This is a genomic window from Psychrobacillus faecigallinarum (genome assembly GCF_014836595.1).
In the GTDB taxonomy this organism is placed as follows: domain Bacteria; phylum Bacillota; class Bacilli; order Bacillales_A; family Planococcaceae; genus Psychrobacillus; species Psychrobacillus faecigallinarum.
Genome location: NZ_JACSQO010000017.1, coordinates 14,979 through 32,789, shown reverse-complemented (window position 1 = coordinate 32,789; position 17,811 = coordinate 14,979). Strand labels below are relative to the sequence as shown.

At 36.5% G+C, this 17,811-nt stretch carries 18 protein-coding genes and 1 tRNA gene; 15 read left to right on the top strand and 4 right to left on the bottom strand.

Going from position 1 to position 17,811, the window contains the following annotated elements; genetic code table 11:
- Positions 1-264: 264 nt before the first annotated feature.
- From H9650_RS19855 to H9650_RS19840, 4 genes are all read left to right on the top strand, one after another.
- On the top strand, positions 265-567 hold the full coding sequence (locus H9650_RS19855) for a hemolysin XhlA family protein (protein ID WP_191697973.1): 303 nt from the start codon (positions 265-267) through the stop codon (positions 565-567).
- Positions 568-579: 12 nt separating this feature from the next.
- Entirely contained in the window at positions 580-840 is a 261-nt protein-coding gene (locus H9650_RS19850; protein ID WP_191697972.1) for a phage holin, read from the top strand.
- Positions 841-1,632, top strand: a complete 792-nt coding sequence (locus H9650_RS19845; RefSeq protein ID WP_191697971.1) for a M15 family metallopeptidase — start codon at positions 841-843, stop codon at positions 1,630-1,632. It abuts the gene before it with no gap.
- A 124-nt stretch (positions 1,633-1,756) separates the two neighbouring features.
- Positions 1,757-1,978 carry a hypothetical protein gene (locus H9650_RS19840; RefSeq protein WP_225216189.1) on the top strand — a complete coding sequence of 74 codons (222 nt, stop codon included), beginning with the start codon at positions 1,757-1,759 and terminating at the stop codon, positions 1,976-1,978.
- A 290-nt stretch (positions 1,979-2,268) separates the two neighbouring features.
- On the opposite strand, the gene H9650_RS19835 is transcribed toward H9650_RS19840, so the two are convergent.
- The gene (locus H9650_RS19835) at positions 2,269-2,727 is read right to left on the bottom strand and encodes a hypothetical protein (protein WP_191697969.1); all 459 of its coding nucleotides are present in this window, start codon (positions 2,725-2,727) and stop codon (positions 2,269-2,271) included.
- 74 nt (positions 2,728-2,801) lie between these two features.
- Positions 2,802-3,005, bottom strand: coding sequence for a helix-turn-helix domain-containing protein (locus H9650_RS19830; RefSeq protein WP_191697968.1), 204 nt, complete (start codon positions 3,003-3,005; stop codon positions 2,802-2,804).
- A 169-nt stretch (positions 3,006-3,174) separates the two neighbouring features.
- On the opposite strand from H9650_RS19830, the gene H9650_RS19825 reads away from it, so the two are divergent.
- From H9650_RS19825 to H9650_RS19815, 3 genes are all read left to right on the top strand, one after another.
- A complete protein-coding gene (locus H9650_RS19825; RefSeq protein ID WP_191697967.1) occupies positions 3,175-4,071 on the top strand; it encodes a helix-turn-helix domain-containing protein in 897 nt (298 codons plus the stop codon).
- An 88-nt stretch (positions 4,072-4,159) separates the two neighbouring features.
- Entirely contained in the window at positions 4,160-4,474 is a 315-nt protein-coding gene (locus tag H9650_RS19820) for a hypothetical protein (RefSeq protein ID WP_191697966.1), read from the top strand.
- A 77-nt stretch (positions 4,475-4,551) separates the two neighbouring features.
- On the top strand, positions 4,552-5,052 hold the full coding sequence (locus H9650_RS19815) for a hypothetical protein (protein WP_191697965.1): 501 nt from the start codon (positions 4,552-4,554) through the stop codon (positions 5,050-5,052).
- A gap of 553 nt (positions 5,053-5,605) precedes the next feature.
- On the opposite strand, the gene H9650_RS19810 is transcribed toward H9650_RS19815, so the two are convergent.
- Positions 5,606-5,678 (bottom strand) — tRNA-Val (locus H9650_RS19810).
- Positions 5,679-5,853: 175 nt separating this feature from the next.
- On the opposite strand from H9650_RS19810, the gene H9650_RS19805 reads away from it, so the two are divergent.
- Both H9650_RS19805 and H9650_RS19800 read left to right on the top strand, forming a co-directional pair.
- Positions 5,854-6,909, top strand: a complete 1,056-nt coding sequence (locus H9650_RS19805) for a nitric oxide synthase oxygenase (protein ID WP_151110281.1) — start codon at positions 5,854-5,856, stop codon at positions 6,907-6,909.
- Positions 6,910-7,469: 560 nt separating this feature from the next.
- Positions 7,470-7,748, top strand: a complete 279-nt coding sequence (locus H9650_RS19800; RefSeq protein WP_144541791.1) for a hypothetical protein — start codon at positions 7,470-7,472, stop codon at positions 7,746-7,748.
- A 151-nt stretch (positions 7,749-7,899) separates the two neighbouring features.
- Here the strand turns inward: H9650_RS19800 and H9650_RS19795 are convergent, their stop codons facing one another.
- On the bottom strand, positions 7,900-9,099 hold the full coding sequence (locus tag H9650_RS19795) for a CynX/NimT family MFS transporter (protein ID WP_225216188.1): 1,200 nt from the start codon (positions 9,097-9,099) through the stop codon (positions 7,900-7,902).
- 262 nt (positions 9,100-9,361) lie between these two features.
- Here H9650_RS19795 and H9650_RS19790 point away from each other — a divergent pair, with 262 nt between their 5' ends.
- The 6 genes from H9650_RS19790 (at position 9,362) to mutL (ending at position 17,810) form a co-directional block, all read left to right on the top strand.
- Entirely contained in the window at positions 9,362-10,153 is a 792-nt protein-coding gene (locus tag H9650_RS19790; protein WP_144541795.1) for an ABC transporter ATP-binding protein, read from the top strand.
- Entirely contained in the window at positions 10,150-11,787 is a 1,638-nt protein-coding gene (locus H9650_RS19785) for a hypothetical protein (RefSeq protein ID WP_191697964.1), read from the top strand. The genes H9650_RS19790 and H9650_RS19785 overlap by 4 nt, the downstream gene beginning before the upstream one ends.
- Before the next feature lies 1 nt (position 11,788).
- Positions 11,789-12,346: a nucleotidyltransferase family protein gene (locus H9650_RS19780; RefSeq protein WP_191697963.1), complete on the top strand. Its 558-nt coding sequence runs from the start codon at positions 11,789-11,791 to the stop codon at positions 12,344-12,346.
- A 136-nt stretch (positions 12,347-12,482) separates the two neighbouring features.
- Positions 12,483-13,022: an outer spore coat protein CotE gene (gene cotE / locus H9650_RS19775; protein ID WP_144541801.1), complete on the top strand. Its 540-nt coding sequence runs from the start codon at positions 12,483-12,485 to the stop codon at positions 13,020-13,022.
- Positions 13,023-13,383: 361 nt separating this feature from the next.
- On the top strand, positions 13,384-15,963 hold the full coding sequence (gene mutS, locus H9650_RS19770; RefSeq protein WP_191697962.1) for a DNA mismatch repair protein MutS: 2,580 nt from the start codon (positions 13,384-13,386) through the stop codon (positions 15,961-15,963).
- A gap of 23 nt (positions 15,964-15,986) precedes the next feature.
- Positions 15,987-17,810 (top strand): DNA mismatch repair endonuclease MutL, encoded by a 1,824-nt coding sequence (mutL, locus tag H9650_RS19765; protein WP_191697961.1) that lies wholly within the window; start codon positions 15,987-15,989, stop codon positions 17,808-17,810.
- Position 17,811: the final 1 nt, after the last annotated feature.

Sequence of the window (17,811 nt, the reverse complement as noted above, 5' to 3'; positions counted from 1 at the left end):
AACGTACCTTCTTTAAGTTATCTGAACAAAATGTTCATAAAATTAGCTCTGATTTCGATGACTTTTAAGAAAGTCAATGGAGTAATTGTTTTGTATTAAAGTGCTGCATTTCTTAGTGCACAGTTAATCGATTTAAATTTACGATATAGAATATTAATAGGTTTATTAAACAAGTCAATATTGAAATAGAGAATATATTAGTAGGAACGTTCCAATATGGAGCGTTCTTTTTTAATAGAAAATATGTGTTCAAGGGGGCAGTACATGGACAAGGAGATGGAGAACATGGATGTGTGGAAGGAAAAAGTCCAGCAAGACATTGCAGACATAAAAAATGGACAAACCGTACTAAAAAGTGAGCAAGACAGAATGAAGCAAGACATCCACAAACTAGAGTTATCAGATCAACTGCAGAATCAAGAAATCAATACATTAAAAACTACTTTAAATGAAATCAAAGAAGATACTAATTGGATTAGACGTAAGATAACCGGTGCTTTAATTACAGCAATAATTACCGCGCTTGTAGGTGGAATTGTTGGTATTGCAATAGCAAATATATTTTAGGAGGAATAACACATGAAAATAAATTGGAAAGTACGTTTCAAACACAAACCATTTTTAGTATCTCTATTCGCATTAGTGATGTTACTTGCCCAGCAGGTAGCATCTTTTTTTGGACTCGATACAACGATTTACAATGAGCAAGCAACAGATTTGTTTAATACAGTCTTAGCGATTCTAGTGTTACTAGGAATTGTTTCTGACCCAACCACAGACGGACTTTCAGATAGTAAGCAAGCCATGTTTTACAAAAAACCACGTGAAGAGGTGAAATAAATGGTTGTAGCACTTGAGGAATTAATCAGACGATCCGTTAATCGAATTGGTGCTGTGCATCCTTCTTTAAAGGAATATACCATTGAATTGATTAAGCGTTGTTACAACGAAGGTATTTACATTCAAATATCATCAGGGTTTCGCTCCAATGAAGACCAAGCCTATATATATGGTCAAGGAAGACCAAACTATATTTGGAATGGTAAAAAGTATGGTTCAAAAGGAAGTATTGTATCTAATGCTCAACCAGGAACGTCCATCCACAATTATGGACTAGCTATTGATTACTTTTTAGTATCAAATGATGGAAGTAAATCATTATGGGTGGTCAATGAAAAGTGGAGACGTGTTGCAGCAATTGCTAAATCAATGGGATTTGAATGGGGTGGAGATTGGAAGAGCTTTAAAGACTATCCTCATTTACAATACAACAAAGGTTTGAGCATTGCCCAATTGAAGGCTGGGCATCGACCTGTTTTTCCACCATTGAAAGCGGTAGATGGAATAACTAACACTGATAAAATTATGTGGGGTAAGACCGAACTTAAAAAAGGTCAAATAGGCAAAGTTACTATTCTGAAACGAATTAACCTATGGCAAGATGGTCTTAACGGTAAACTTCAAATGGTTCGTGTGCTGAATCCTGGTGAAGAGTATCGTGTCTATCGGGACCGTGTAGATCATGGCGGTCAATATAATGTTGGTGTTGGTATGTGGATTACCAAGATGGATGGATTTATTAAATATGAAACACCATCTAAAGCGATGTTAGCGAAATTAAATAGTAAATAATAATATAGCCCTGCTCATTGATTTGAGTGGGGCTATTTTTTAAAAAAAGAAGGATTATATAAAATAATGTAGAAATATAGTAAAATAATAAAAATTTAATAAAAATTAAAAAGGGGGTATGGAATTGCCGATAAAAAGATCTCTTTATGATGAATTGCCATTAGAAATGTTGGCAGGTTTTTATTATTTTATAAGTTTAAATATAGATAAAGGTATTTTATCGGATGCTATGCATTTTGAAATTAAACTAATTGAAGATATCGCTAAAACGAGAGGAATTCCGTTAGATGAACTTTATGAACTAGGTTCATCCCTAGTTAAAAAAGAGAATGAAAAACAGGGATAAGGATAAGCAATGAAATAACGTATCAAAGTAGAATAATATAACATAGGTGAATAAAGTTTAAAAACATTCGAATTGTATTTACTTCGGAACAATTTGAAAAATTTTAAGAGGGAGCCCAGCGGTGATTCTAATATATATGTTTTCCACCCAAGAGGTCTAGAAGATTCTAGGAAATTTTAAACACAGAGATAAAGGATAAATGCGAGGAATTACTATTTATTGCATTAAAGGATATAAAAACCACCAACCAGTGATGGAAGGTGGTCTTATTGTTTCCTTAACCTAAAGACTTAATTTTTTAACGATTCATTTTGTCTATAATTGTCCGCAATTTGTTCAATATCTAATTTTTCGTAGTTATCCCAGTTAACTTTTTTAAAAGTATCCTCATGAAATGAAATACCTAGAACCTCCCCTATTTCTTCGTTTCCATAAGAATCAATTAGTGTGGTATTCCACTGAATAGATGGAGAATTAACCTCATCTATTTTTGACAAGCCAGCAAATATTTCCGCCGCTTGATCTAATAAAATTGGTTTGTATCCTTCATGAATATTTGTGTTTTCTATTATTATCGTTACAATTCCATCATTCGATTTTACTTCATATTTACTTTTAGTGACAGACTTAATCACATCATCTATTGTATTCTTTTCTTCGTTTCCTCCACAAGAAGCGATTAATAATATAACCCCAATGCATATAATCGTTAAATTTATAACACCAATAACAATTCTTTTCTTGCTCAATTACCATCATCCCCTTGATATATTTACCAATATCATAAACTCATAAAAGAGGATTGTATAGTCGTCTAACACAATTAAATCTTCGTTCCATCTTCCATTAAAAAGTAGGTTTCAAAAACTACGTCCAACGCTTCAGCTATATCCCTTAATTCACTCATCTTAAAATCATTACGTTTCAACTTATTAGATAAATTCTGTGTAGAAGTATTAATCAATTTTGCTAAATCAGTAATAGTCATGCCTTTTTTTATCAATAAAATTTTGATTTGTTCAGCCATTCTTCAACCTCCGTTTCATTAATTAATTTCATTATACACTAATAAGTTTAAAAATAAACATAAAAATGTTTATATGTAAATTAATTTATGTATAATTAAACTATATAGTTTAAAAATTATTGTTATAAGTGTAATTTTAAACAAAATGAATAAGAGTGAGGTGAGAACGATGGCATTTGAGTATCTAAAGCAATACTCTACATTTGAAAGTGTGGAGGAAATGGACAACCATGTAGAACAACATATCCAGCAACACTATTTTAATTTAACGGAATCAGAGCGTGCCATCGTTTTTACAATTGCTTCACGTTCGTTAATATACCCAGGATCATCACACTTGAAAGCTTCTACAATTGCAGATGCAGTAGAAGTATCTACAAAAACTGTTTATCGTTCTATTAAGAGGTTAGTAGAGTTAGGGATTATTGAAAAAGTAGCTCAAACTAAGTTAAATGGAATCAAAGGAGCAAGTATATATAAAATTTTACCTTACGATGTCCTATCGGAAATGTCCGAACGAGTGATAGAGGATGAAGCTAGTAACGACACGGTTTGTCCTCCACAATCTGAAAACCAATCATTAGATTCTTTTAATCTTTTAAAATCTTTTAAAACAAGCACTTTACAAGAAATATATAATACAGCTCATGCTGAAAAAGAAGCAGCTAAAGAATACATCAATGAGTACCAAGTGATGCTATTCGATTTTATGCACAGTTTACCACTGGTAGATGGCTTTAAAGATGAATTGCATAAGTTGGTCTTAGCTAGTGAAATAGACAGTGTACAAGCCTTCCACAAGGCAAAAGATGTAATGGTTAATTTAGCTAGTGATATTGCTGATGGAACGCTTACTATAACTAAGACTATTAGAAGTGCATTTGTAGGAGCTTATAATATGGCTATAGAACGTTCTAATAAAAACAAAAGTATTTCTTCATCTGTGGAAGAAGAACCTTATATAAGCAATCCTGTAACTTTTTATGACTGGTTAAATGATAAACCATTGGATTGGCAACCAGTGAAAAGTAAGCCTGTGTATTTAGAAAATTGGTTGGAGTGGTAAGTGTTTTTTCGTAAGGTGATATTGTTTGTGAAATGTTACACTTAAACTAACGCAGCAGTTTAGTTGAATAAAAAAAAGGGGGATTTAAATGGTTTTTGGAATATTGATGATAATTTTTGGGTTTAGCCATCTAATGAAGAGTGACTATTTATTATCCAAAAAAACAAGAATTCTTTTAGGTGAGGAAAAGTTTCAATCTTATCAGAAAGGGTTAGTTTTTCCTAACTTATTTACAGGAATATTAATAATTTGTATGACAATAGTTGAAAAATTAGAAGTTCTACAAACATCAACATTTGTCGCTTTATATATTATCTTAGCCATTATTCCCATTATATTATTAATAGCAAACAATAAAATAAACACTGGTCGATATTGGTTTTGGGTAAATGACTTTAAGTAAAGTGTTAACTTAAAATATCCCATCTTCTTCCACTAACGGGAGCTTTACTTCAATAAGGAAATTAAAGGAGTGTTTTTTTGGAAAACCAATATGTATGTCGTTTTGATATAGATTTTAGACTTGGCGATATTGAAATTAAATTAAATGGGGATGGTCAAGAAGTCCGTTTTAAATTTATGATTGCATTCTGTTCATTTCCTTCATTATTATTTTTTCTGTTACAGCTATGGAATGGAAAAATGAACAAAGCTGAAATATGCAGTTTCGGTTTTTCGGATGAATATTATCTTACTGTAGAGGATGAAGATTTACTTATTGAACATTCAACTTGGCATGAACTTGTTGAACATGAAACTTACTATGAAGGCGAATACATTACTAGCAATTATAAATTTAGTTTTGAGAATTTTGTTAAAGCAATAGATAGAGGTTTTTCAGAATACCTTCAAGAACAACGCAGTAAAGGAGTTCCTATAGGAGTAGAAGAATTCTCTCACCCCTTATCGGAGGATGTAATTAAAGAATATGAAGAATTCTCGACCATCATCAATGAGAAGAAAGGTAAATACTTCAACTAACGGGTGCTTTACTTCAAGAAGGAGTAACTCCTTTTTTCTTATTGATCTAAATGGGCAGCTTAGTTGAACAAAGATAAACAACTACAAAGGAGTGAAAATATATGATTACTTCCTCTATACTCATAGGATTGTTTTTAATGCCTATCTTGTGTGCTATATTTTGTTTAAATTTGGTTTCTATACTGAAAAAGGTAAAACACGAAGAAAAAACTACAGTCAATACTTTTTGGCTTACGATATCGTTTACTCTGATTATGTGGAGCATTGCAATATTAGCTGCAGCAGGCAAGTAAAAAAGATACCAATATAAAATGAGCTTGGAGATACATTTTCCAGCTCATTTTTAATGTGCATTTTAAATTATTAATTTCCTTTAAAAACAAATATTTTAAAGGGGGATATAAATATTTCCTCTGTATTAATAAGATTTATCGTTAATTTATTTAGATTTTAACCCCATTTTAACCCCAACTACAATAAGTGAAATATTCTTCGTGTAAATAAAAAAACCACAAACCCTTTGATAGCAAGGGTTGTGGCTACTATTAATATATGGTCCCGACTGGTCTCGAACCAGCGACCCCCACCTTGTCGAGGTGGTGCTCTCCCAACTGAGCTACAAGACCGGAATATATAAAGTTAAATTGATTTTACCATATTCGAGAGTTGGCGGTATATAGTTTTTTTTCTGGTTCTTTTGAATGGGTGTCATAAAATCCTCACATATAAACCAAATGGGGTACTTGTTTGTGGCTGCTGACTTCCACTAAGATGGAAGAGATAGTGGGAGGGAATAAGATCATGTTAAATGAAGCGCAGGATTTTATGAGACTTTATTATTCAGAAACAGGTAAAGAGGAACAAGAGTTGGTTGCTCGCCTGAAAGAAATAGAAGAAGAGATTAATCGTGATGGTACTTACGTACATACAGCGGAAGAGTTGAATTTCGGTGCTAAAGTAGCTTGGCGCAATAGTAATAAATGTATAGGTCGTTTGTTTTGGCAAAGTCTAACGGTCATAGATAAGCGAGAGTTACATAAAGAAGAAGATATTTTAAAGAGCCTACTTGACCATATTCAATACGCTACAAACGAGGGAAGAATCAGGCCGACAATTTCGATTTTTTCTCCTAGTGATGTCCGTATTTGGAATCATCAGCTGATACGTTATGCAGGATATGAAACGGAGGTAGGGGTCATTGGAGACCCTGACTCTCTATCTTTTACGAAAGTATGTGAGGAGCTTGGGTGGAAAGGGAAGGGCACGAAATTTGATGTACTTCCACTAGTGATTCAAGTGAAGGATCAGCCTGCTAGATTTTTTGACATTCCTGAATCGTATATATTAGAGGTTTCCATTCGCCATCCAGAAATGGAGTGGTTTCAAGACCTACTGCTAAAATGGTATGCCGTTCCGATGATTTCCAACATGAAGCTAGAGATTGGTGGAATTAACTACTTAGCTGCTCCATTTAACGGCTGGTATATGGGTACAGAAATAGGAGCACGGAATCTTGCGGATGATTATCGTTATAACATGTTACCTAAGATAGCTGAGAAAATGGGACTGAACACTAAGTCAAACGCTTCACTTTGGAAGGATCGCGCATTAGTTGAGTTGAATGCTGCCGTTTTATATTCCTTTAAGGAGGATGGGGTCAGTATTGTTGATCATCATACTGCGGCACATCAGTTTAAAAAGTTCGAGGAAATAGAAAGAGATGCAGGTAGAGATGTCAGCGGAAACTGGACTTGGCTTATCCCACCTATGTCACCTGCTACTACACATATTTTCCATAAGCCCTATAACAATGAAAAGTTAACACCGAATTATTCCTATCAGCCAAATCCGTATTAATCATGGATTATTCAGGAATGGAAAGACCATCAATGATAAGATTGATGGTCTTTTGTTATTGGAGAAATTAGGGGGCATTTTGTTGTGTCAACAAATAAAGAAGAGGGTTATGAGATACAACTGTTGAATAAGTAGTTATAGGTAAGTTAATTTCATAAATAGCACTTTGCCAATTAAAAACGAACGTTTCTTACTTGTTCCTTATAGCGGAGGGTTGTAATAATGCATCAGAATGCTCGCGAAAACGACGGTGATCGTTTTCCGCTCACCTCACGGAATGCTTCAGCCTATAGCGGAAAATTATATTATTAGAAAAGAATAAATTTATTTATAGATTGTTCGATTTCAAATCAATAGGAATTATGAAAAGTACCATAAACAAAATTTTACTTTATGATGGGTTCATTAAAATTATTCATGAAGGAATGTGAAACAGATTTTCAGAGCAATGTTGAATTTGTAGAAAAGTATTTGAAAGCTAATATTGTAAGGCAGATCGTGAATAACAAAGTCTTCAAAATTAGCTACGACAATTCTAAAAGATAGATAGGAGTAGTAATATGACTAAAGATAAAATGAAGGGCTTTGTTAGTCTAGGGGCCTTATTAAGTATTTTCGGGTTAATAATGATATTTTCCAGTGTGCATTTTGGTACTTCCTTCGCGGATCATTGGCTTTCAAAAGAGGGAGGGGCAGATACAGAGATATACTTAATGAGAATCTCGGGCTATACAAATAATTTTTTAGCTACTGGGAGTATACTTTTGGGTATTGGCCTTGTCACAATTATGTATTTTTATTATAAAATAATAAATTATAATGAAAAAAACAATGAATAATTTTCTATGTAACGTCTTGGTTTAACGAATAAATATAGCGATATATCGAGGTTTTCTTTATAAGTTACCCAAGTATTTTTAACTTTCTTCATTAAAAAATTTGAAGGGCATCATTCCATTAAGAAATGATGCCCTTCAATATACTCGTTTGTTAAGCCTCTGATACAAATCGATTTCTACCAGCATGCATTCCGGCAGAAAATAGGAGAATAGCAGTCACGATGAATAAAATCATAGGAGTATTCCAGCTTCCTGTCGTATCGTGAACAAAGCCAAAGAAGACAGGACCAATAGCAGCGAGTAAATATCCAATTGACTGGGCAACACCGGATAAGTCAGCAGCCTCCATTGGTGTTCTAGATCGAAGAGAGAAGAACATCATAACTAGCCCGAAGGATGCCCCGCCACCTAATCCTAGGAATACCATCCAGAGTATTGCAAGTGATAGACTTCCGTATAATAACCCTGTGAAACCAATTAAATAGCAAACTGTATACACTGCTACTAGAATTCGCTGATCCTTCATTCTACCTGCGAGTATCGGAATTAGAAAGGTCATTGGAAGCTGTGAGAATTGCATGATAGATAGCATCCAGCCTGACTTCTCTGCTTCCATTCCTTGTGTCTGCAATATTTCAGGAATCCATGCAGCGGTTGTGTAAAAAATAAGCGATTGGAAACCCATACATAAGGTAATTGACCAGGTTAGTGGAGATTTTAAGATAGATTTAGCCTTCACTGGATTGGTGTCCGGTCCTTCTGTGATAAGCTGTTGCTTTTTCTTAATTTGTGGTATCCAAACTAAACAGGCAACGATAGCTAAAATAGACCAAAAACCAAGGGCTCCCTGCCATCCAAACGAAGTTCCTTCTGCGATAGGATAGCTAATGCCGGCACCGATGCCAGCTGATAGATTCATAGAAACCGTGAAGATACCTGTGAGTAACCCAATCTGTAATGGGAATTTTAGCTTGATGAAGCTAGGAATCAATACATTTGCAAATGCAATTGCTACTCCTACCAAGGCAGTTCCGAATAATAAGAAAAATGGAGTGCCGATGGAGCGAATTGCAATTCCTACCGCCAGTAGCAATATGGCAAGAAACAATGTCATTTCCATTCCTAACCGACGTGCTACTCTAGGAGCAAATGGGGAGATGATGGCAAAGGCAAGCAATGGGATAGTAGTGATAAACCCTGCTAATACATTAGAAATGTCCAAGCCTTCCCTAATATAAGAAATGATTGGACCAACTGCAGTAAGTGGGGCCCGCAGTGTTGAGGAAATAAAAATTATCCCTATGATTAATAACGTGATTGTTTTTTTATTGGATTCTGGAGTAGTCAACAATTCGAATTCTCTCCTTATACCTTCTGTACTTTCATTCTAGCAAATCCTACACTCTTTAACTGAAAAATTCAACAGTAATACAAATTAAATATTAGTAAGAAAATTGGATGTCAAACACTATTATCTATATGTTACACTATAAATGTAAATATTTTGAATAATTACATCCTATTATACTAGGAAACACTGAAATAGATAGATACAGAAGATAGTTCTTTTCATCACGTAACTACTATAGATATATAAATAAAGGGGGAGTTAGATGGAACCACAAAAAATTTTATCATTAGTAAATGTTTCCAAAAGCTTTGGGAACAAGCAGGTTCTAAGCGGGATAAACTTAGATGTCTACGAGGGACAGATCATCGGATATATTGGACCGAATGGAGCAGGTAAAAGTACTACAGTGAAGCTAATACTTGGTTTAATTGAAGGTTATTCAGGGATGATTGAGATTTTTGGGGAAAATATACAAAAAAGTGATTATACATATAAAAAACGGATTGGCTATGTCCCAGAAACTGCGGAGCTTTATGAAAACCTGACAGCCTTTGAGTTTCTAATTTTTACTGGTGAAATGTATGGACTAACGAGCGAGAAAGCCGAGGAAAAAGCCTTTTCTCTCATGAAAGAATTTGGTCTAGAAGGTGCTTTTCATCAAAGGCTTTCCTCTTTTTCAAAAGGGATGAAGCAGAAGGTATTAATCATTTCTAGCCTGTTGCATGACCCTGATCTTTTGTTTTACGATGAGCCACTTAGTGGCTTAGATGCCAACAGTGTCATGGTTATTAAAGAGATTCTTGCAAAACTTGCTGAGCAAGGCAAAACAATTTTCTATTCCTCTCATATTATGGACGTCGTAGAAAAAATCAGTAATCGAATCGTGCTATTGGTGAACGGGGAGGTAGTAGCAGATGGAAGCTTTGAAGAGCTAAAACAGCAAAGTCAGGAGGGCTCACTGGAGGGGATTTTTAATCAATTGACTGGGTTTACTGAGCATGAAGAGATAGCAGAACGTTTTGTACAAACAGTAAGCGAGGGGAAAAGGCTATGAAGGATTTTCCATCGCTAAGAGTGCTAGATCGCTTTAGGACAGTTTTTCTCAAGTTGGATATTGATTATGACATGATGAGAAGGATCTTGCAGCTTAAGCTGACGATGGATAGTCGTAGAATGCCACCTATTTTCAATGGCTCTAAAGTAAAAAAAGATGGAAATCAATTTCTAAAATCTTTATGGATTTATGGACTTTTTGGACTTATCCTGTTGACCCCATTTCTTTTTTTAGGAAATAGCTTTCTTTTTTCTTTTACTATTATGTTCAGCACGCTGTTTCTTATCTTAATGACTTCTATGATTTCCGACTTTTCTGCAGTACTTTTAGATATCCGAGATAAGAATATCTTACAGCCGAAGCCAATTAGCAATAGAACGATCAATGCTGCTAAGACCATGCATATTTTGATTTATATTGTTTTGTTGACCGGCTCCTTTGTTGCTATTCCATTGGTAGTTAGTATATTTAAGTTTGGTATACTGTTTGCACTTTTATTTTTGCTTGAAATTATTTTAATAAGTTGTTTGACGGTCATTTTTACAGCTTTTGTTTATCTATTTATCCTACGCTTCTTTAGTGGAGAAATCCTAAAGGATGTTATTAATTACGTTCAAATTTTCCTAGCGATTGGTATGACTGTCAGCTATCAGTTAATAGCACGCATATTTGACATCGTAAATTTAGATATTGGCTATAGCTTCGCATGGTGGCATTTGTTCCTCCCACCTTTTTGGTATGCTGCACCTTTGGAGCTGTTTTTTAATGGCAATGATGCTTTTTATACGATTGTTTTCAGCGTGCTTGCAATTATCATACCTATTTTTGCTGTTTTACTGTACGTGCGACTCATGCCTGCCTTTGAAAACTACCTAGCCAAATTACAGAGCGATTCAAATAGAAGAAAGAAAAAGGCTCGAAGATTGACTACCTTTTGGTCTAAGGTATTGTGCAGAACGAGTGAAGAGAAGGTTTTTTATAGATTTTCCTCCATTATGTTAAAGGAAGAAAGGGAATTGAAGCTAAAAATTTATCCAATGCTAGGTTTTGCAGTTGTTTTCCCATTTATTATGCTTTTCAATAACTTGAGGTTTAGCAGTTATGAGGAAGTAGCGAGTGGAAATTCGTTTATGGTGATCTATTTTGCGCTAATCTTTGTTCCTTCGGTAATTCCAATGCTTGAGTTTTCTAACTACTATAAGGCCCATTGGATTTTTTACGTAGCACCGATTCCTACTAGAGCTACTGTATATAGTGCAACCTTGAAGGCTACTATTATTAACTATTTTATGCCTATATTAATTCCTTTAAGTATAGTTTTCCTTTGGATTTTTTCCTTTCGAATATGGTTGGACATAATCATAGCTTTGCTAGTTGCAGTAGGACTAACAATAGTTTCCTACTGGATATTCATCAAAGATCCTTTTCCATTTTCCAATACACCGAAGCAAGCTCAGGATAATTCGATGATTAAAGTGTTTGGGTCAATGTTTTTAGTTGGTGTCATGGCATTTGTTCATATGATAGTTACTATAGTTAGCCTCGAGTGGTTATACATTTTAGTGCTTATAATTAGTATTTCCATAGGATGGAAGCTGACATTTTATAGTAGAAAACAGAAAGTAGATGCATAGAATGGATATTCATACAGAGCAACAAATTACAGCTTTAATCGAGGCTGATGCTTGGATGATGAATTTATTGAGAGTTGTACAGAATTTGAAGCTTCCGGATTGGTGGATATGTGCTGGATTTGTACGCTCCAAAATATGGGATACATTGCATAATTATGAGGCAAGAACTCCACTAGCAGATATTGATGTTATTTATTTTGACCCTAGTTGTCTAGATGAGGAAATGGAGAAAAGGATAGAGCAGAAGTTATTCGCTATCAGGCCAGACATCCCTTGGTCAGTGAAAAATCAGGCGAGAATGCATGAAGTTAATAATCTCCCTCCCTATAAGTCTGCGACAGACGGGATAGCCAATTTTCCAGAAACGGTGACGGCTCTGGGCGTAAAACTAGAGGGGGATAAGTTAATTTTAACTGCTCCCCATGGAGTGGATGATGTCCTCCAGATGCATGTAAGACCAATTCCTAGATTTAATGCAAGCAGCGACCTTAAAGCGATTTATGAAAGACGTATGATGAATAAAAACTGGAAAGCTATTTGGCCAAAGGTCGATGTATAACTAAGGTCGAATACTCATGAGAAATGAAAAAATTTGTAGTTCTTTCCCTTTTTGTCTACACAACATCTTAAAACTGATGAACCGATTGGGCAAACGGTGCATATGATGTTATGACTTGAATACAAGGAGGAAGAACATGAAATATTTGCGACATATCGTGACGAAGGCAGTTGTTGCTAAAGGTAAGAAGAGAACGGAATCTTGTGAAACGCTTCGACCACCAAACACACCTTCTAGCATTTTAGGATGCTGGGTTATCAATCATACTTATCAATCCAAAAAACATGGGAAATTTGTAGAAGTAACAGGAAAATTTGATATCAATGTGTGGTATGCCCACCACGATCACTCCAAAACATCGGTATTTACTGAGACAGTGAACTATAAAGACCGCATCAAACTAAGCTTCAGAGATAAAGACTCTACTGGTGAAGAAGTGCATGTACGTGTTATCCAGCAACCAAACTGCACAGAGGCTATCATTGTCAATGGTCAATTCCAAGTAACTGTAGAGAGAGAATTGCTTGCTGAGGTCGTTGGAGAAACAACTGTTTGTATACAAGTGTATGATGAAGACTTCGAGGAAGAATGGTCCTATGAAGATGAAAGCTCATCTAGTTCTTCCAGCTCTTCTTCCAGCTCATCTGAAGACTTCCACGATTCGTCCTCTCTTTAATAAGCCGGCGCAGTCCGGCTTTTTTTTATGGGTTAAAATAGTATATGTTTTTTCCTAATTGGTTATAGAGACACATACGGAGATATGAAAGTGTAAGCTTTTGTCTAGCTCTGGCTTTCTACTCAAGGTCATTTTGAATGAGGGGAATCCAACTGTAATAGCAAAGGTTAATACTTTTTAGGAGCGTAATAGCGGGAATGTGTATCCGAACTTAAGGGAGGTCAATGAAAGAGGATGACAGATGCGCCTCTTTAGTAATGTGTTTTTTCCAACATAAAACAAATAAAAGAGCTCGCATTATGTCTGCTTCATTTATTTAATTTGTTATAATAGGTGTAGTAACAATGAGAAGAGGTTAACAATGACTACAATAACTCCAATGATGCAACAATACTTAAAGATTAAAGAAGACTACATAGATGCTTTTTTGTTTTTTCGTCTCGGCGATTTTTATGAACTCTTTCATGATGATGCGATTAAAGCAGCATCTATTTTGGAAATTACTTTAACAAGCAGGAAGGACGGCATTCCGATGTGTGGGGTGCCACACCATGCAGCTCAGAGTTATATTGAAACCTTGATCACAAAAGGGTATAAGGTGGCAATCTGTGAGCAGGTGGAGGATCCGAAAGTAGCAAAAGGGGTGGTAAAACGAGAGGTTGTACAACTCGTGACTCCAGGCACTCTAATGGAAGGAAAGTCGCTACAAAATAAAACGAATTATTTTATTGCATCTGCTGATTTACTGTCTACAGATGAAATCGTCTTCTCTTATCTAGACGTATCTACTGGTGATGGGTTTACTACTATTATAAAAGGCGACGAAAAGGAAGTAGTTCAGCAGCTATTAGCATTGCAAGCAAAGGAACTGATTGTAAGCGAGCAAATGTATTTAGTAATCAATGAATTATCCTCGATTCACAATTTTGTACTGTCTATCGAGCAGGAGGAGCTGACAGATGAAGAAGCAGAAAAGTATGTCAAGGATCATCCGGTTACTACACATCGTACCGTCAAAAGATTACTAAAATACATACAAAAAACACAAAAGAGATCGCTTTTACACATTCAGCCCTTAACTTTCCAAGAAAGAGAAGCATTCCTAGCAATGGATTACCATTCCAAACGCAATCTAGAACTTGTATCTTCTATCCGGAATGGAGATCAAAAGGGAACATTATTATGGTTGCTCGATGAGACAGTTACAGCAATGGGTGGAAGAAAATTAAAACAATGGATTCATCAGCCACTTGCCACTAAGCAGGCGATTGAATCTCGACTTGATATCGTCACGAGCTTCTTAGATGATTTCATGCTTAGAGAGGAAATTAAAGAACTGTTTAAAGAGGTATACGACTTAGAGCGTTTGGTCGGAAGAATAGGATTTGGAAGTGCAGGAGGTAGAGATCTTGCCCAGCTAAGACAGTCTCTTTCTAAAATCCCGCAGATTAAACAGCTGTTATCGGAAACGCAGGACGAAACGTTACAGCGTTTGGGAGAAGCAATTGAGGATTGTCAGGATATATGGAGAAAACTTGCAGATGCAATTAGTGATCAACCACCGATTTCCGTGAAAGACGGAGGGGTTATTAAAAACGGCTATAACGAACGTTTAGACCAGCTTCGAGATGCTTCTGTTAACGGGAAAAAGTGGATAGCAGAGCTCGAGCAAAGAGAGCGTGAAATCACGGGAGCAAAAAATTTAAAAATAGGCTATAACAGAGTGTTTGGATATTATATCGAGCTGACCAAATCGAATATCCATTATGCAGATGAATCTAGATATGTCCGGAAACAGACACTGGCAAATGCGGAACGGTACATAACGGACGAGCTGAAAGAGAAGGAATCTCTTATTCTATCTGCGGAGGACGAAAGCTTAGTGCTTGAATACGAACTTTTCACCGAGCTCCGAGAGGAAATTAAACATTATATTCCGCTTGTTCAAAAGCTGGCCAAACAAATTAGTGAGCTAGATGTGTATATTTCCTTTGCAGAAGTTGCTGAAAAACATCGTCTGACGAGACCTGTCTTTCATAATTCGAAAGCTATGATTATCAAAGAGGGCAGACATCCAGTTGTAGAGAAAATGATGAACAACCAATTATATGTCCCTAATGACTGTGTGCTCACTGAAGAAGAAAATATGATGCTAATTACTGGACCTAATATGTCTGGTAAGAGTACCTTTATGAGACAGGTGGCAATAACTGTCATTATGGCACAAATCGGTTGCTATGTACCAGCTAAATCAGCAGAATTGCCGATAGTAGATAAAATATTTACACGAATCGGAGCTGCAGATGACCTTGCTGGTGGTCAAAGTACTTTTATGATTGAAATGATGGAATCGCAACATGCCATTGTCAATGCAACAAGCAATAGTCTTCTTCTATTTGATGAAATTGGTCGAGGAACGTCCACATATGACGGCATGAGCCTTGCACAGGCGATGATGGAGTATATTCATAATCATATTGGGGCAAATACGTTATTTTCTACCCATTACCATGAGCTGACGGAACTTGAGCAAACATTGTCCCATCTTCGAAATGTTCATGTAGCTGCTACGGAGAAGGATGGTAAGGTCGTATTTCTTCATAAGCTACAGGATGGGCCAGCAGATAAAAGCTATGGTATTCATGTGGCAGAGCTTGCGATGCTTCCGGAAGGAATTATCTCCAGAGCTCGGGAAATTCTTGATACCTTCGAGCAGCAGGACAAAAAGGAATCAAAAAAGGAGAATGAGTCAAATACTCAGCTATCATTTTTTGATGAGTTGCCTACTCCATCAACTACTCCTAAAATAGTGCAAACGAAAACTTCAGACAACGAAACAACCGAAAAAATAGTAAAAAGGCTTAAGAAGGTTAACATTTCGGGTACTACACCTTTAGAGGCTCTTCAATTATTATATGAACTGCAAAATGAGCTAGATTAAAACATAATAGGTGGTGAGCAACAATGGGGAAGATCGTCGTAATGGAAGAGCTTTTATCCAATAAAATAGCGGCGGGGGAAGTAGTGGAGCGTCCTGCCTCCGTCGTGAAGGAATTAGTGGAGAATGCCATTGATGCAGAAAGCACCTCCATTGAAATCATGCTACAAGAAGCAGGACTAGCAGAAATACAAGTAACCGACAACGGAAAAGGTATGGATGAAGAGGATGCTCTTCGTTCCTTTTCCAGACATGCCACTTCTAAAATAATGACTGAGCATGATTTGTTTCGTATTCGCACCCTAGGTTTTCGTGGGGAGGCACTTGCTAGTATTGCCTCTGTATCTAAAATCCTTCTCTGGACATCCAATGGGGAAAACATCGGTACAAAGGTGGAATTAGAAGGCGGGAAGATTCAATCTTGTACCCCGGCTCCCATTCGCCGAGGGACTGATATCGTTGTGAAGCAGTTGTTCTTTAACACACCAGCACGACTTAAATATTTGAAAACTATTCAAACGGAGCTAGGTCATACTATCGATCTTATTAATAGGCTAGCACTTAGTTTTCCTAAAATAGCTTTTAAGCTTTCACACAACGACCAAACAATCCTACAAACTAGTGGCCGCGGAGATTTGAGACAGGTTCTTGCCTCTATCTACGGAGTGTCCAATGCTAGAAAAATGATTAAATTTGAGGCAGAGTCCTCTGATTTTAAAATTTACGGATATGGTACGCTTCCAGAGATTACGAGAGCATCTAAAAACTATATGACGATTCTTGTCAATGGCCGTTGGGTAAAGCATTACGGGCTGAACAATGCAATTGTAGAGGCGTATCATACCTTACTCCCAATAGGTCGTTATCCGATTGTCGTATTGAACATAGAAACAGACCCAATGCTAACGGATGTTAATGTTCATCCCGCGAAGCATCAAGTCCGGCTGAGTAAGGAAAAGGAACTGATGGAGCTTGTGAAGAAGACCATCCGTTCTGTTATGCATCGCTCTCAGCAGCCGCCGGAGATTAAAGAAAAACCCGTAAGGCCAAAGCCACAGCCTAGCTACCAGTTTGACTTTTTTAAACAAACATACGAGTCGGTAAAGCCTCCTCAGAATGAGGAGCAAGATACTACGACTCCTATAGCTACTTCTACTCCATTAGGCCCTGAAGACACCAATTGGGGAGGAACCCCTAAGGTCTATGAGGAATCGTCTCCTCTTACGGAAGAAGTATACCCAGAAGAAATCATAGAACAAAAAGAGCCGTTTCCAGATCTTCATGTGGTTGGTCAAATCCATGGTACATATATTGTGGCGCAAAGTGAGGATGGGTTTTACTTGATTGACCAGCATGCGGCTCAAGAACGCGTCAAATACGAGTATTATAAAGAAAAGGTAGGAGAGGTTGATGCAACTGAGCGCCAAGCGCTTTTATTGCCACTCACATTCCACTACTCTTTAGATGAATCCTATCGTATTAAGGAATCTTTGGAGGAGCTACACAAAGTAGGGATATTCTTAGAGGAATTTGGTTCTTCCAGCTTTGTTGTCAGAGACCATCCAGCTTGGTTTCCTAAGGGGCATGAAACGAAAATTATCGAAGGACTGATCGAGCAAGTATTGACGAACCGAAAAACAGATATTAAAAAGCTTCGGGAAGAAGCTGCGATCATGATGAGCTGTAAGCTCTCGATTAAAGCAAACCATTATTTAACTTTACATGACATGGAGCAGTTGCTAGTCAGCCTTAAAAATGCAAAGCATCCACTGACTTGTCCGCACGGTAGACCAGTCATTGTCCATTTTTCTACGTATGAAATTGAAAAAATGTTCAAAAGAGTAATGTAGG